This window comes from Weissella ceti, from assembly GCF_018394055.1.
GTDB classification, from domain to species: domain Bacteria; phylum Bacillota; class Bacilli; order Lactobacillales; family Lactobacillaceae; genus Weissella; species Weissella ceti.
In genome coordinates, this window is the sequence record NZ_CP074441.1 from 885,204 (window position 1) to 899,348 (window position 14,145).

A 14,145-nucleotide genomic window follows, 5' to 3' on the forward strand; every position below is an offset into this window, starting at 1 on the left:
ATTAAATGCAACTGTCAATTGTTTATAGACGTCCACCAGACTTACGGAATTGTTGTCCTGACTTCAAGTTTTGGACTTCTTCGTAACGCAAGTCACGGTATTCACCTGGCACCAAGCCAGTCAAATCAAGCATTCCGTAACGTTCACGTGTCAACTTAATAACTGGATGACCAACGGCCTTCATCATTTCCTTAACTTGGTGGTAACGTCCTTCATGAATTGTCAAACGAACCATTGCCACTTGCTTACGGTGATCAGTTGAGATCACTTCAGCCTTAGCTGGCGCTGCATGATAAGTCACGTGACGGTTCTTTTCAACCGTACGCACTGTCACACCTTGACGCAATTCCTTTAGTTGATCGTTAGTTGGAATTCCCTTAACCTTCGCAACATACACCTTGTCGATGTTGTACTTAGGGTGCATTAGCATGTTGGCCAATTCACCATCGTTGGTCATCAACAACACACCTGTAGTGTCGTAATCCAAACGTCCAACTGGGTAAACACGTTCTTGCACGTCCTTCAAAACGTCCATAACTGTGTCACGATCCTTATCGTCAGAAGTTGTTGTCACAACCCCACGAGGCTTGTTTAGTAGGTAGTATACCTTCTTTTCAGTCCCTTCGATTGGTGTTCCATTAACTTGAATCTTGTCCCCACGTTCAACCTTAGTTCCAAGTTCTGTCACGATCTTACCGTTAACAGAAACACTTCCTTCTGCGATTAGCTTTTCAGAGGCACGTCGTGACGCAACCCCGGCTTGTGCCATAACTTTTTGTAGTCGTTCAGCCATTTTCTTCTCCATTGTTCTCTGTTGTCTCAAATGATGACTCATCGTTCATCAATGGGACTGTTGTGTTTTCTACTGTTTTCAATGCTTCCAATAGGTCTAGTTCCCCTAATGGTGGCAAATCTGTCAATTTGTTCAAACCGAAATAATTCAAGAAGTAATCCGTTGTCCCATATAAGTTTGGACGACCAATTTCCTTTGAACGGCCTTTGATCTCCACTAAATTACGTAGCATTAACTTTTGCAAAGTGGCTTGTGATTGAACACGACGAATTTCATCGATTCCAATTCGCGTAATTGGTTGCTTATATGCCACAATGGCCAATACTTCTAATGATGCTTGTGACAATGATGTCGTTAACGGCACCGTAAAATAACGTCGAACAGTATCCGCTAACTCAGCCTTAGTCACTAATTGATAACGATCATCGGTCTGCAACAAATCCAGACTTGAATCTTCATCAGCAACATAGTGTTCAGCTAAATCATCTAAAATTTGGGCTATTGCCGAAAAGGAGAAACCAGTAATCGCGCTCATTTCAGCGATTGTGACTCCTTCATCCCCTGCCACGAATAAGACAGCTTCAATTTGTTGTCGGGTACTCATCCGTTAATTTCCTTCTTCTTTAAATGTGTATGGTAACTCACCAGGTGTAAAACGTATTGTGCCAAACTTCTCTGCTTGGTCCACCAAAATATGTTGATGGCGTACCAATTCTAGTAGTCCTAAGAAAGTCGTTACGATCTTATCACGACTATCATCAGGTCCAAATAGTGAGTCAAAGGTCACATCTCGTTCTTCCATGACACGTTGCATTACCAAATTCATTTGTTGACGTACAGACCATGTTTCATTACGCATAGTACGTGTTTGCCCACGCTGTTCTTTCACTGTACGTTTCTGCAACAATCGTGTGAACGCTGCTTGTAAGTCCTCTAGTTCAAGGCCTACCGGTAATGGTGCAGCATCAATATCATCTGGTACATCCATTGCAGCACGCGAGAATTGCAATTGACGTGCACCTTCAAGTTCACGCAAATCTTCGGCAGCTTCTTGATATTGTTGGTACTCCAACAATTGCTGCATCAACTCTTCACGTGGGTCACCCTGCTCCAATAATGGATCTAATTCAGCGTCGGGATCAAAAATTTCTGGTTGCGGTAATAGGTAACTAGCCTTAATAGCCATTAACGTGGCCGCCATCACCAAGAAATCACCGCCCACATCCAAATTATGCGCCTCTGCAGTATGCAAAAACTCCAAATATTGTTGGGTAATATCCACGATTGGAATATCAAAGATATCCATTTCATTAATCTTAATCAAATGAAGTAATAGGTCTAGTGGCCCATCAAAATCTTCTAAGTGATAAGTTAGTACATCAGTCATTCATTTCACGCTGCCATTTCGTAATTAATTCTTGCGTACGTAATGTACCTAAAATCATTTGGCCATGGAATGAACGTTGTAACGAATCTAAAATCTCAAACAAACGTTCACGTCTTTCTGTGTGCGGCACTTCTGCTCCAAAAGCGAGCAAGCAGACTACAACGTTTCCATAGGCAAATTCAACGCCAATCACAGCTGAGTAATGATTAGTATCATTATTACGCCATAACAATAATTGACGATCTTTAGGATTTGATTCATACCAAGCAAATTCACGTTGTGCTCGATGGAATTCACGAAAACGTGGCAAATAAGACAAAAGCCCAATCGCGATTTTTTCTTGATCTTTTTTGACAATATTCAACATCGACGTTTTCTCCTTTTCAACATTAAGCCCGTGGATGACTTTGATTGTAGACTTGCGTTAAACGCTTGTCTGAAATATGTGTATAAATCTGGGTTGTTGAGATGTCCGCATGCCCCAACAATTCTTGAACAATACGTAAATCAGCCCCATTTTCTAAAATATGCGTCGCAAATGAATGACGCAGCGTGTGCGGTGACACTTCCTTAGTGATACCAGCTTGGTTTACCCATTGTTTAATTAACTTCCACACACCTTGGCGGGTCAACTGACGCCCATGATCATTCAAGAAAACAATCTTTGGATCTTGTTGTTTGCCTTGCAGTGGACGTGCTTCATTAATATAACGCGTTAACCATTTAGCGGCGATATCACCAATAGGAATAATACGTTCCTTGTCCCCTTTACCAAGCGTCTTAATTAAACCTAAGTCTAAATGTAAATCATCTAATTTCAGATTAACAAGTTCGCTGACACGTAAACCAGTCGCATACATCACTTCTAACATCGTACGATTACGCAAACCTAATCGTGTATTCGTATCTGGTAATGCTAAAAGATCATCAACCTCACTGGTTGTTAATACAGCTGGTAAGTGTTGCGCTTTCTTCGGCGGATCAACATGCTCCATTGGATTCATCGTGACCCAACCAGATTCCAATGCAAACTGAAAGAATTTACGGAGCGTTGAAACCATATGAATGATTGAATTACGTGCCTTGCCTTGGTCATCTAGTTCTTTCAAGAAATCCATGACGAGAAAACGATCAACGTCACTTAATGATAATTTTTTATCTTGTAAGAATTTGAAGAATTTTACTAAATCTTGTTGATACGACAATTTAGTGTTTTGTGATAATCCACGTTCAACTGTTAGATAGTGTAGATAATCCATCAGTTGATCTTGGAATGGTCCGACATCAATTTTCATGATTTTCTACTCCCTTCTAACATTGTCGTTAACCTTGATGGATTAACGTGACTGGTGCTTAGTTTTCTTCAGTTTCAACCAAGTGTAGTCCGTCTTCATCTTGTGTAATCTTACGTTGCTTGTACAAAGTACCAACGGCACGCTTGAATTGTGACTTAGACATTCCAAAGTAACGAGAAATCAACTTAGGTTCTGACTTGTCATTATATGGCAATGTGTGTGTTGCTGAACGTTCTAACAACGTCAAAATCATTTGTGCGTCTTCACCCAACACTTCCAAGTTACGTGGACGCATTGATAGGTTCAAGTTTCCGTCTTCACGAACACCGATAACACGTACATCTACTTCTTCACCAAGACGTGGTTCGCGGTTACGTTCACTTGGGTGGATAAATCCTAATTGGTAATGTTCTGTAATAACCAAAGTTCCAACCATCTTCAAACGGTAAACTGTGGCCTTAACATTTTGATTACGCATGTATGGCTTTGCAGGCACACGGATAGCTTGCATCACTTCACCTGAACCAAGTTCTGCCCATAGACGATCCTTGTTGTCGATACGCAATGTCACCATCAACTTGTCACCACGTTGTGGCCACAATTCCTTGATCGTTGGCAATTCATCAAGTGACAAAGCCAAGTCCTTGTTTGGCAAACCAATATCAACGAAGACACCAAGGTCACGACGGATATCAGTCACAGTTCCCCAAGCATAGTGTCCTAGGCGAACGTCTGGGACATTCTTTGTAATTTGTAATTGATGACGATCATTTTCGTAAGCAAAACCTGTCACCATCCCCCCAATCTTTAGGGGCTTTTCTAATTCGCGCTTGTCAATGGCATATGTAACTCCATCAACTTGAGCGAAGAAATCCATATCATTTTCATCTGTAACGGTTGCGGTGATAATTTCACCAACTGTGTGAGCCATAGGGTTCCTCCTTGCAGGCGTCATACGCCAACTTGCATAGTTTCAATTAGTTTTATTCTAACAGATTTTACGGTGTGATTGGGAATTTATATGCTTAAACATGTGACTTATCAAAAAACAGTATTTCTTTTTCTGCTTATTCTTTTATACGCAGGAACATGCTAAAATAATCAGCATACACAAACGTGATAAGGAGATTTATATTATGTACGCAGTTGCAATGGAGCCACAAGTTTTGATCGACATTCTTGTTGGTGCTAAGAAGGGTGTTATCTACAACTTCACTACCGAACACCGTGGAGACTTGTTGGTGACTTCATACGCTTTGAAGGAAGCTGGTCTACCATCAAGCATGGCCGGAGCCGTGGTTCAACTTGAAGAAATCGAAGAAACTGAAGATGGTTACATCTGGAAGTTCAACCCAGCCGTTAAGTTGATCCGTCCTTTCAAGGTTCGCGGAACAATGGAAATTTTCGAAATCGAAGACGACCTAATCAATGTTGAACCAACAAACTGGTTCAACATTGATGAAGAAAACGCTGGTCACGAAAAGATCAACGCTTGGATTGAAAGCTACTTGGCTGACCACCCAGAAATTGACTACATCCCTCGTGCCGATATTCCTGATGATATCGCTGAATTGGCTAAGTCATTTGATGACTGGCGTGAAGCATACCTAAAGATGATCTATGCACCAACTAAGGATCAAAAGAAGGAATTCCGTCAAAAGCGTTACGACGTTGAAGATAAGTAATTACTTCAAAAAACACAAAACCCGGTTATCTGAGTTATCAGACGACCGGGTTTTATTGTGTACTTATTTTTATAGCGCCCATTCGAATACTGACTTAAATCAATTCATTTAAAATGCGCTTAATTGTGTCTTTTCTTTGCCAAGGATTAAATTTCTCATTAAACTCAGCAAGTACTTGAGTGTCGAAATCATTAGCTTTGACAGCCTCTAACATCTCGATTTCAGATGTGTGAATTTTATTTGGTAAGTCATGCTTAACGTCTAGATAAAAGCCACGTAATTGATTTTTGTATTTATCAAAATCATACATGTAAAAATAAATCGGACGTCCTAACAAGGCGTAATCAAAGAAAACACTTGAGTAGTCCGTAATTAAAACGTCACTCATGATATATAGATCGTTAATCTCCGCTCCAGCATCAATTTCTTGTACGAAATCAGTCATATGCGAAATATCTGTATCTACTTGTTTAATGAAATAATGTGGCTTAAAGACCACATAGTACTCATCCCCTAACAATTCACGCCATAGTTTAAAATTAACTTCCAAACTACAATTAGTGCCATCATCCGAGGCATCATCACGATAAGTTGGGGCATATAAAATCACTTTTTTATCCTGCGGAATATTATATCGCCCACGCAATTCAGCTTTTTCATCCGTTGTTGCATCAATTAACCGTTGATTACGCGGTAGGCCAGCTTGAATAACAGGTTTATCTTGATACATAAAAGCAGATCTAAAAATCGACTCAGTATAAGGACTGTAAGCTAATAGATAATCCCATCGTTCACTCTCTATTTCATACCCACGGATCATATTTTTATAAGACGTTTGCCCGTTAGTAAAGACATTATTTGATTGATTAATATCATCTGCCAAACGTTTCAATGGCGTTCCATGCCATGTTTGTAGATAAATTTGATCATCTTTTTTATACAGATAGTCTGGCATGCGAGCATTAAACACCCAATACTTAGCCTTTAAAAGATAGTAAAAGTATTTCAATGTCTTTGTACGTACGACTGTCGCTGCTGGTATCGTAACATCTACGCCTTTCTTCAGAGCAAAGACAAATGTAAAATCAGTATATTGTGTATCTGATTTCATATACTCAAACATTGCACGAGGACTATCTGAATAGCCACGCCCATCAAAGCTTGAAAAGATAATCATGCGCTTATCTTTTCGAATAAACTTTGCCCATATTTTTAATGTATTTTGCCAAGCACCTTTGGCTTTTTGCTTCCACATATATCTTTTCCCACTCTCAGAATCTAGCCTCTAAATCTTTTTAATTTTATCAATTGTCGCCAGCTAAGTCAAACTAACTACCTGTTAGAACAAGCGATATAGTGCCACTTCAGCGCTACTTTATCATAATATTCGTCAATATAAAAATACCCTGACCATCTATCGATTAATATCGACTTTTGACTAGTCAGGGTATTTTTTAAGTTTTAAGCAGCCTTGTCAGTCAAGAAGTAACGATCGATTCCAACCGCAATCAATGTTCCAACAAATGGTGCTGTAAGGTATAGCCATACTGATGATAGTGCTTCCCCACCAGCGAACAAAGCTGGGAACAATGAACGAACTGGGTTCATTGAGGCACCAGTCAAGTTACCACCAACCATAACCAAAACGAAGATTGTCAATCCAACTACCACTGCGCCTTGGGCACCGTTAACGCCTAGCTTGTCGTTGTTTAGTACCAAGACGGCAATCAACAAGATCGTTGTTAGGACAACTTCAGTTAGGAAGGCCATTCCAACGCTTAAGTTAGGAAATACAGTCGCATTCAAGTTGTTAGCTGCGACACCGGCTGACCAGCTCAAACCAGTGTTGGCTAGAACTGACTTGTATGTTGCAACAAGTAGCAATTCACCAATCAAACCACCAGCTAGTTGTGCAACAAGATATTGTCCAGCTTCTTTACCAGGCATACGCTTAGTCAAGAACATCATTAGCGTTACGGCTGGGTTAAAGTGTGCGCCAGACATGGGGCCGAATGTGTAGACCAAGACCGCTAGCATCAATCCCCAACCCATGGCTGGGCCAAGTAGATCTGTGTAAGGTCCACCAAAGACAACCAATCCAGTTCCAAGATAAATCAATAAGGCTGTTCCAACGAACTCACCAAACATTTTTAAACGCATTATAGGTCACCCTTTTCTTTTGTGCTGACGACAGCATCGTCAATCATTTGTAAGAAGTTATCTGGATTTAGAGAAGCACGTCCAATCAACAATCCGTCGATGTTAGGTTGCTTCATGATTTCAGCAGCGTTATCAGGTGTTACCGCTCCACCATATTGAATACGGATCTTATCAGCGACTTCTTGTGTGAACAAGATCGCCAATGAAGCACGGATAACCTTTGCTGAGTGTTCGATGACATCCATTGTTGGTGCTTCACTACCACCAATGGCCCAAGCAGGTTCGTAAGCAATGACAATCTTGTCTGCCTTCGTACGGTCAATACCAGCCAACGCAACCGCGATTTCAGTCAACGGTGGCATTTCGATGTCACTTGGGTTGTAACGAGTAGTATCTTCAGCAATCGCGATAATTGGTGTTAGCCCATTACGCAATGCAGCAGCAACCTTCAACCCAACAGTTCCATTTGTTTCCTTAAACATCTTACGACGTTCGTAGTGACCAATGATGGCTCCATGAACACCGATGTCAGCCAACGCAGCTGGTGATGTTTCACCAGTGTATGATCCTTCATCAGCCCAGTGCGTGTTTTCGGAGAACACTTGTACTGGTTCTTCAGAAGTTTCTGCAGCAACAACCATTTCGTGCAAGAAGATATCTTGCGCCGCGATTCCCACTTCGATGACGTCTGATTCTGGCAACTTGCCTTCGATTGCACGCAAGAAGTCATGTACTTCAGCGGCTTGCTTGTTTGTCTTCCAATTCCCAACAATGAACGGTACTCTCATAATCCAATCACCCTTTTCTATGCTTCCTTTAGGTACGCCAATTGTGCTTCACCACGCAATTGGTAGTACTCTTGTTTCATGTTTTCAGTAGTGTCTGCTGACCAGTCCAACTGCTTGGCCATTTCAGCAATCACCGCTGCTTCAATTTGATCTGTAATTTCTGAATGGAACAACAAGAAGTTCGTACGACGTAGCATGAAGTCGATTGGTCGCATAACCATTTCGTTTTCAAGTGCGTAGTGCAACATGCTTGTTTGGGCCAAAGTCAATCCTTCAGCAATTTCGCCACTTTCAACATACTTCAAGACTTCTGGCACGTTAGAACCATACAAGTTCGCCATCATCTTGGCTTCGTCTTCTGGCAAGCCAGCGTCAACCAATGTCTTGGTGTAAGCGTCCATTGTTTCATCAACAGCCATATGGTCGAAATGTCCACCTGAGATTGCATACTTAGTTGAATCAACTAGTGATACCTTCACCCCAAATTCAGTGGCCAACAACTTAGCAACTTCCTTCATGGCGTCTGATCCCATCAAACGGTAGTCAGTCAACTTTCCACCAGAAACGTTAACCATGCCGTAATCAACCTTGATTTCAAAGCCACGAGAGACGCTTGAAGCGGCCTTGCCACCCTTGCTCAATTCAGCCATTGTTGCATCAACGGCATCACGTTCGACATCGTGGTTGAAGTATTCGTTCAAGACAGTTTGCAATTCACGTAGACCGTCATCATCAACAGTCTTCTTTTGTGTATTACCATTGTAATCACCAGCTCCAATCAATGGACGAAGACCTGCCCAACTAGCTTGGATATCATCAATGGTTAGGTTAGCACCGTCGAAACGGTTGTTGATAGCCTTCAATAGGTAATCAACATCAGCTTGTTCAACCTTTGGATGTGTGTAATCACCCTTAAAGTCAGTGTCAGTTGTTCCAAAGTAAGTCTTACCTTCACGTGGAATAACGAACAACATACGACCGTCTTGGTAACCTGAGTCAAAGTAGACAGTGTCTGGCACTGACAAACGGCTTGAGTCAACAACCAAGTGCACACCCTTTGTTGGGCGAATCTTTTGTTGTTCTTGTGTATCAGCCAAACGTAGCACCTTGTCATACCAAGGACCACCAGCGTTCACAACAACCTTCGCTTGAATCTTGAATGTTTCACCACTCACTTGATCTTGAACCGTTACCAACTTACCATCATCAGTTTCGCTAATGTCGATAGCCTTAACTTGGCTCACGGCCAAAGCACCATCTGCAGAAGCTTGCTTGATGTTTTCAATTGTTAGACGCGCGTCATTGTTTTGGTAATCCAAGTAAACTGCCAAACCTAGCAAGTTTTCTTGTTTTAGGTTCGGCACGTATTCCGCTACTTCATCCGCAGACAATAGCTTGTGCGCGTATGGGCTTTCACGTGGCACAGCGGCCAACTTGTCGTACAATTCCATCGCAATCTTGGCACTAAATGGGCTGAAAGTTGCTTCACTGTCGTTATACAAAGGCATCAACATACGTGATGGACGTGGAATGTGTGGCGCAATACGTTGAATACGCGCACGTTCACTAACTGTGTCAGCCACAACGTCGACGTCAAAGGTCTTCAAGTAACGAATTCCACCGTGGACCAATTTCGTTGAACGACTACTTGTTCCTTCAGCGAAGTCTTGCATTTCGACCAAACCAGTCTTCAAGTTAGAAGCAGCTGATTGCATCGCAATACCGGCACCGGTGATCCCACCACCGATCACCAAGACATCTAACTTCTCGGTTTGTAATTGTTCAATCGTTTGATGACGATTTAGTGTTGATAAAGTCATTTATTTCATCCCTTTCTTAGGCTTAAAGCTTTGTGTTGCTTGAACCGCTTGTGTCCAACCTTCGTACAAGTCTTCTGCACGTTCTTGATCCATTTCAGGTTCGTAAACCTTTGAAATGGCTTGTAGAGACTTCAATTCTTCAACGTCCTTCCAGAAACCAACGGCCAATCCAGCTAGGTAAGCTGCACCAATCGCAGTACTTTCAACGTTGGCCGCACGCTTGATTGGTACGTTCAACAAGTCAGCTTGGAATTGCATCAAGTAGTTGTTCAATGATGCTCCACCGTCGACACGGATTTCTGGTACGTCGATACCAGTTTCCTTAACCATCACGTCCACAACATCCTTACTTTGGTAAGCCAATGATTGTAGTGTGGCCTTAACGAAGTCGGCACGTGTTGTTCCACGCGTCAAACCGAAGATAGCTCCACGGGCGTCTGAGTCCCAGTATGGTGCACCCAATCCAGTAAAGGCTGGCACAACGTAAACTTCGTCGTCGTTAGTTGAGCTATATGATAGTTCTTCACTCATTGAAGTCTTTTCAATCATTTCGATTCCATCACGTAGCCATTGCATAGCTGATCCGGCAACGAAGACTGAACCTTCCAATGCGTAAGTGACCTTACCATCAAGTCCGTATCCAATCGTTGTTAGTAGTCCGTTATCTGAGATAACTGGCTTTTCAGCCGTGTTCATCATGATAAAGGCACCGGTTCCATATGTGTTCTTAACAGTTCCAGCATCCAAGGCCAATTGTCCAAACAATGAAGCTTGTTGGTCACCAGCGATTCCGGCGATTGGCACTTCAGATCCGAAGAAGTGAACTGGCATCGCAGTTCCGTAAACTTCTGATGATGAACGAACATCTGGCAAGATAGCTGCGGGGATGTTTAGCAAGCTCATGATTTCTTCATCCCACTTTAGGTTGTGAATGTCGTACAACATTGTACGTGAAGCGTTTGTGTAGTCAGTTGCGTGAACCGCTCCACCAGTCAACTTCCATAGTAGCCATGTGTCGATTGTTCCAAACAACAAGTCTCCCTTTTCAGCTTGTTGTTGTGCACCAGGTACAGCGTCCAAGATGTAACGAATCTTAGTAGCTGAGAAGTATGGGTCAATTGGTAGCCCAGTCTTGGCACGAATCATCTCTTCATGGCCCTTTTCACGAAGTGCTTCAGCGATGTCGCTTGTTTGACGTGATTGCCAAACGATTGCCTTGTGGATTGGCAAACCGGTTTCCTTATCCCAAATAACAGTTGTTTCACGTTGGTTAGTAATTCCAACTCCGGCGATGTCATCAGGTTGGATACCTGATTGAATCAATGCAGTGGCGATGACCGCTTGAACTGCAATCCAAATTTCGTTCGCATCTTGTTCAACCCATCCAGCATGTGGATAGAACATTGTAATTTCACGTTGTGCACGTGTCACTACCTCTCCCTTTTGATCATAAATAACCGCACGTGTACTACTTGTTCCCTCGTCAATTGTTAGAATGTACTTTGCCATGGTTTTTACTCTCCTTAAGTTTCCCTGTCGCGTAAATGTAAACGCTTTCTTTTTTCTATATGCTTATCTTAAGTTAGAAATAATGTTTTGGGAATAGAATGATTTCACAAAGAATTTTGTGCATTTGCACAACTAACCTTGTTGTCACTTTTGCTGAAAAACTCCTGAAAGGACGTCAGACCATGATACTAAGCCATTCCATCGCTCAAGCTGTCTTCACAAAAATCCAGGCAGACATCACACCTATCACATTAATTATCACAACACCGACTGGAATAAATTTGGCAACTGATACACCAAATCTGGTCAAGACCAATCTACCAATCCCAGCTGAAGCGCTAGAAACACCAGCGCCACTGCAGTTAACGTACAATGATGAACAAATCTACCTAATGCCCTTGGTTTATCAAACACAGAAAATTGGTTATCTCGGTTTGGTCGGTCCTTTCACAACCACAGACCCCTTAATTAAGATTGTTTCTCGTTCAGCCAATTTGATTTTGGCGGAAGAAATCTTTAATGAGAACGCAGATACACGTCGTCAACCAGCTACGCGTGCTAAGTTCTTAGATCAATGGTTGCACCGTGACCCCGAAACCTTCTCCCATGATTTCATTCTGCAAGGCCAATCATTTGGTTACGATGTCATGAAGCCGCACCGTCTAATGGTGCTTTCAGAAGAAACGTTACCGGAAGAATTAAAAGTACATGCATTAAATGCCCTACCATTACATGAAGCCAAACAAACAATGATTGTCTTAGATGGGACTAATCCAACGTTAGATAGTTTAAACATGTCCTATCCAGCTGGTGTGTCAGCGCCAACGGTTAATCTAAAGAAGGCCTTGCAACAAGCACAAAGTGCACTAAACCATGCCTTAACATTACCGATTAAGTCACCGGTTGATTGGCAACGTTCACAATACATCACATTGATTCTGGCTAGCGCCATGCAATTAAAGTCACCCTTTAGCTTTAAGGGCAATGATAATGCCACTGATTTGTTGAACACCTTCCGTGTTTACTTTGAAAACAATGGCCACTTGCAACAAACTGCTGATGAATTACACATTCACCGAAATACATTGAACTATCGTCTTGATATGATTCATAAGACAACAAAGCTTGATCCACGTAATTATCAAGACCTAATCTTCTTATACATTGTCTTCTTGGGCACATCTTCTGACGCCGTTTCAGAATTATAGACACAAAAAAAACGCACATTCGATTTGAATGTGCGTTTTTATTTATATGCATTTAATTAGTCAACCTTTGAAAGCATTGGCTTCAACATGATTGGAGCAACGATTGTTGATAGGATAATAACCACAACGAATTCGGCGAAGATTGGGGCTGACAAGACACCTGCTCCCAATCCAATCTTAGCGATAACCAAAGCCATTTCACCACGTGAGACCATTCCAGCCCCAGTAGCACGTGCTTCAGCAACGTTCAATCCAGCAAAACGAGCTCCGAAACCAGAACCGTAGTACTTAGTTGCAACGGCCAAAACAGTCAATAGTAACAAGACGACAACCATCTTAACTGACAAGTCCAATGTAACGGCCAAACCAATTGATCCGAAGAAGATTGGGTATAGTGACCATTCACCAACGTTAGACAAGATGTGGTACATGTCTTCTGCCTTTGACCAACGGCTCAAAGCCAAACCAAGACCGAAGGCAATCAATGGGAACAATGTTGTAATGCTCAAACCATTTCCACCAACGAAGGCAGTGTAAGCAGTAACCAACAACAAAGCCAAGATATCATCCAAGACAGCGGCTCCTAGAACAACGGCACCAACACGTGATTGTACCTTGTTTTGTTCAGTTAGCACGGCAATTGTGATTGAAATTGAAGTAGCGGCGAATACGATACCCCAGAAAATAGCGATTCCAAGTTCAATCCCCAATCCGAAGTAGGCAACAAGTGGGAATGCAACCAATGGTACGATAACTCCCATCAAGGCAACCCATGTTGCTGGCTTAGCGTTATCCTTCAATGTCTTCACATCTGTTTCCAAACCGGCATTGAACAATAGCAATAGCACACCAATTTCAGCAATCACTTCAATTGGGTGGCTGTTTGGCACGACGTTTAGCAATGCAGGCCCAACAATCAAACCGGCCATCAGTTGTCCAACAACCTTTGATAGCCCAATCTTAGTCCCTAACCAACCCGCAACTAGCGCAACGGCTAGAAGAACTAACAAATTAATAATAATAGACATATAACTTACTTCTCCCAACATATTTCATTATTTTTAGATGAATACTAACAAAAAAGGACACCTCAAGAAATGATTAGTTCCCCCAACTAATCCGTTCTTGAGGCATCCGTCTCAACCGTTAATTTATTCTTCTATGTAAATTTAGTTTACTTTGCTGAGAACAAATTGTCAAATGGTGAGTTACCAGTATGTGCAACTTGTGTCAAAAAGATCTTGATCGCAGTTTGTGTAGTCAAACCTTGCGCCTTGAAAATTTCGTCTGCCTTGTCCTTTACGTTGTCTTCAACACGCAATTGAATTAGCTTTTCTGCCATGGTTATATCCCCCGTCGTTTTTTATTATTTAAATTTCATAATATAGTATAACATATTGTTTTTGAAAACAACCTACTAAAAATATGAAAAATCATAAAAAAATTCGCAGAACATGACAAAACCCCGTTGTAAACAAGATTACACATACTTAATTTTAC

The 14,145-nt window shown here is 41.8% G+C and carries 15 protein-coding genes; 2 read left to right on the forward strand and 13 right to left on the reverse strand.

Features of this window, described 5'->3' with window-relative positions; genetic code table 11:
• Positions 1 to 22: 22 nt before the first annotated feature.
• Genes KHQ31_RS04560 through KHQ31_RS04585 form a run of 6 tightly spaced genes read right to left on the reverse strand, consistent with a single transcriptional unit; the run spans position 23 to position 4,406 of the window.
• Entirely contained in the window at positions 23 to 793 is a 771-nt protein-coding gene (locus tag KHQ31_RS04560) for a pseudouridine synthase (RefSeq protein WP_213408242.1), read from the reverse strand.
• A complete protein-coding gene (gene scpB / locus KHQ31_RS04565; protein WP_213408244.1) occupies positions 786 to 1,397 on the reverse strand; it encodes an SMC-Scp complex subunit ScpB in 612 nt (203 codons plus the stop codon). The genes KHQ31_RS04560 and scpB overlap by 8 nt, the downstream gene beginning before the upstream one ends.
• Before the next feature lie 3 nt (positions 1,398 to 1,400).
• Complete coding sequence (locus tag KHQ31_RS04570) at positions 1,401 to 2,180, reverse strand: segregation and condensation protein A (protein WP_213408246.1); 780 nt, start codon at positions 2,178 to 2,180, stop codon at positions 1,401 to 1,403.
• A complete protein-coding gene (locus KHQ31_RS04575; protein ID WP_213408249.1) occupies positions 2,173 to 2,547 on the reverse strand; it encodes a reductase in 375 nt (124 codons plus the stop codon). The genes KHQ31_RS04570 and KHQ31_RS04575 overlap by 8 nt, the downstream gene beginning before the upstream one ends.
• A 22-nt stretch (positions 2,548 to 2,569) precedes the next feature.
• A complete protein-coding gene (xerD, locus tag KHQ31_RS04580; protein ID WP_213408251.1) occupies positions 2,570 to 3,475 on the reverse strand; it encodes a site-specific tyrosine recombinase XerD in 906 nt (301 codons plus the stop codon).
• 58 nt (positions 3,476 to 3,533) lie between these two features.
• Positions 3,534 to 4,406 carry a CvfB family protein gene (locus tag KHQ31_RS04585; protein ID WP_213408253.1) on the reverse strand — a complete coding sequence of 291 codons (873 nt, stop codon included), beginning with the start codon at positions 4,404 to 4,406 and terminating at the stop codon, positions 3,534 to 3,536.
• 205 nt (positions 4,407 to 4,611) lie between these two features.
• Between KHQ31_RS04585 and KHQ31_RS04590 the strand changes: the two genes are divergently transcribed.
• Positions 4,612 to 5,160 (forward strand): hypothetical protein, encoded by a 549-nt coding sequence (locus KHQ31_RS04590; RefSeq protein ID WP_213408255.1) that lies wholly within the window; start codon positions 4,612 to 4,614, stop codon positions 5,158 to 5,160.
• A gap of 94 nt (positions 5,161 to 5,254) precedes the next feature.
• On the opposite strand, the gene KHQ31_RS04595 is transcribed toward KHQ31_RS04590, so the two are convergent.
• The 5 genes from KHQ31_RS04595 to glpK all read right to left on the reverse strand — a co-directional run bounded on the left by KHQ31_RS04595 (position 5,255) and on the right by glpK (position 11,437).
• Positions 5,255 to 6,415: a CDP-glycerol glycerophosphotransferase family protein gene (locus KHQ31_RS04595; protein WP_213408257.1), complete on the reverse strand. Its 1,161-nt coding sequence runs from the start codon at positions 6,413 to 6,415 to the stop codon at positions 5,255 to 5,257.
• 206 nt (positions 6,416 to 6,621) lie between these two features.
• A complete protein-coding gene (locus KHQ31_RS04600) occupies positions 6,622 to 7,320 on the reverse strand; it encodes an MIP/aquaporin family protein (RefSeq protein WP_213408259.1) in 699 nt (232 codons plus the stop codon).
• Positions 7,320 to 8,108, reverse strand: coding sequence for a triose-phosphate isomerase (gene tpiA / locus KHQ31_RS04605; protein ID WP_213408261.1), 789 nt, complete (start codon positions 8,106 to 8,108; stop codon positions 7,320 to 7,322). The genes KHQ31_RS04600 and tpiA overlap by 1 nt, the downstream gene beginning before the upstream one ends.
• 17 nt (positions 8,109 to 8,125) lie before the next feature.
• A complete protein-coding gene (locus tag KHQ31_RS04610) occupies positions 8,126 to 9,928 on the reverse strand; it encodes an FAD-dependent oxidoreductase (RefSeq protein ID WP_213408263.1) in 1,803 nt (600 codons plus the stop codon).
• The gene (gene glpK, locus KHQ31_RS04615; RefSeq protein ID WP_213408266.1) at positions 9,929 to 11,437 is read right to left on the reverse strand and encodes a glycerol kinase GlpK; all 1,509 of its coding nucleotides are present in this window, start codon (positions 11,435 to 11,437) and stop codon (positions 9,929 to 9,931) included.
• A 182-nt stretch (positions 11,438 to 11,619) separates the two neighbouring features.
• Between glpK and KHQ31_RS04620 the strand changes: the two genes are divergently transcribed.
• Complete coding sequence (locus tag KHQ31_RS04620; protein ID WP_213408268.1) at positions 11,620 to 12,645, forward strand: PucR family transcriptional regulator; 1,026 nt, start codon at positions 11,620 to 11,622, stop codon at positions 12,643 to 12,645.
• A gap of 56 nt (positions 12,646 to 12,701) precedes the next feature.
• Here the strand turns inward: KHQ31_RS04620 and KHQ31_RS04625 are convergent, their stop codons facing one another.
• Together KHQ31_RS04625 and KHQ31_RS04630 are read right to left on the reverse strand one after the other, a co-directional pair.
• Positions 12,702 to 13,673 carry a cation:proton antiporter gene (locus KHQ31_RS04625; RefSeq protein ID WP_213408270.1) on the reverse strand — a complete coding sequence of 324 codons (972 nt, stop codon included), beginning with the start codon at positions 13,671 to 13,673 and terminating at the stop codon, positions 12,702 to 12,704.
• A gap of 146 nt (positions 13,674 to 13,819) precedes the next feature.
• Positions 13,820 to 13,987 carry a type II toxin-antitoxin system RelB/DinJ family antitoxin gene (locus tag KHQ31_RS04630; RefSeq protein WP_009496442.1) on the reverse strand — a complete coding sequence of 56 codons (168 nt, stop codon included), beginning with the start codon at positions 13,985 to 13,987 and terminating at the stop codon, positions 13,820 to 13,822.
• Between the last annotated feature and the right edge of the window lie 158 nt (positions 13,988 to 14,145).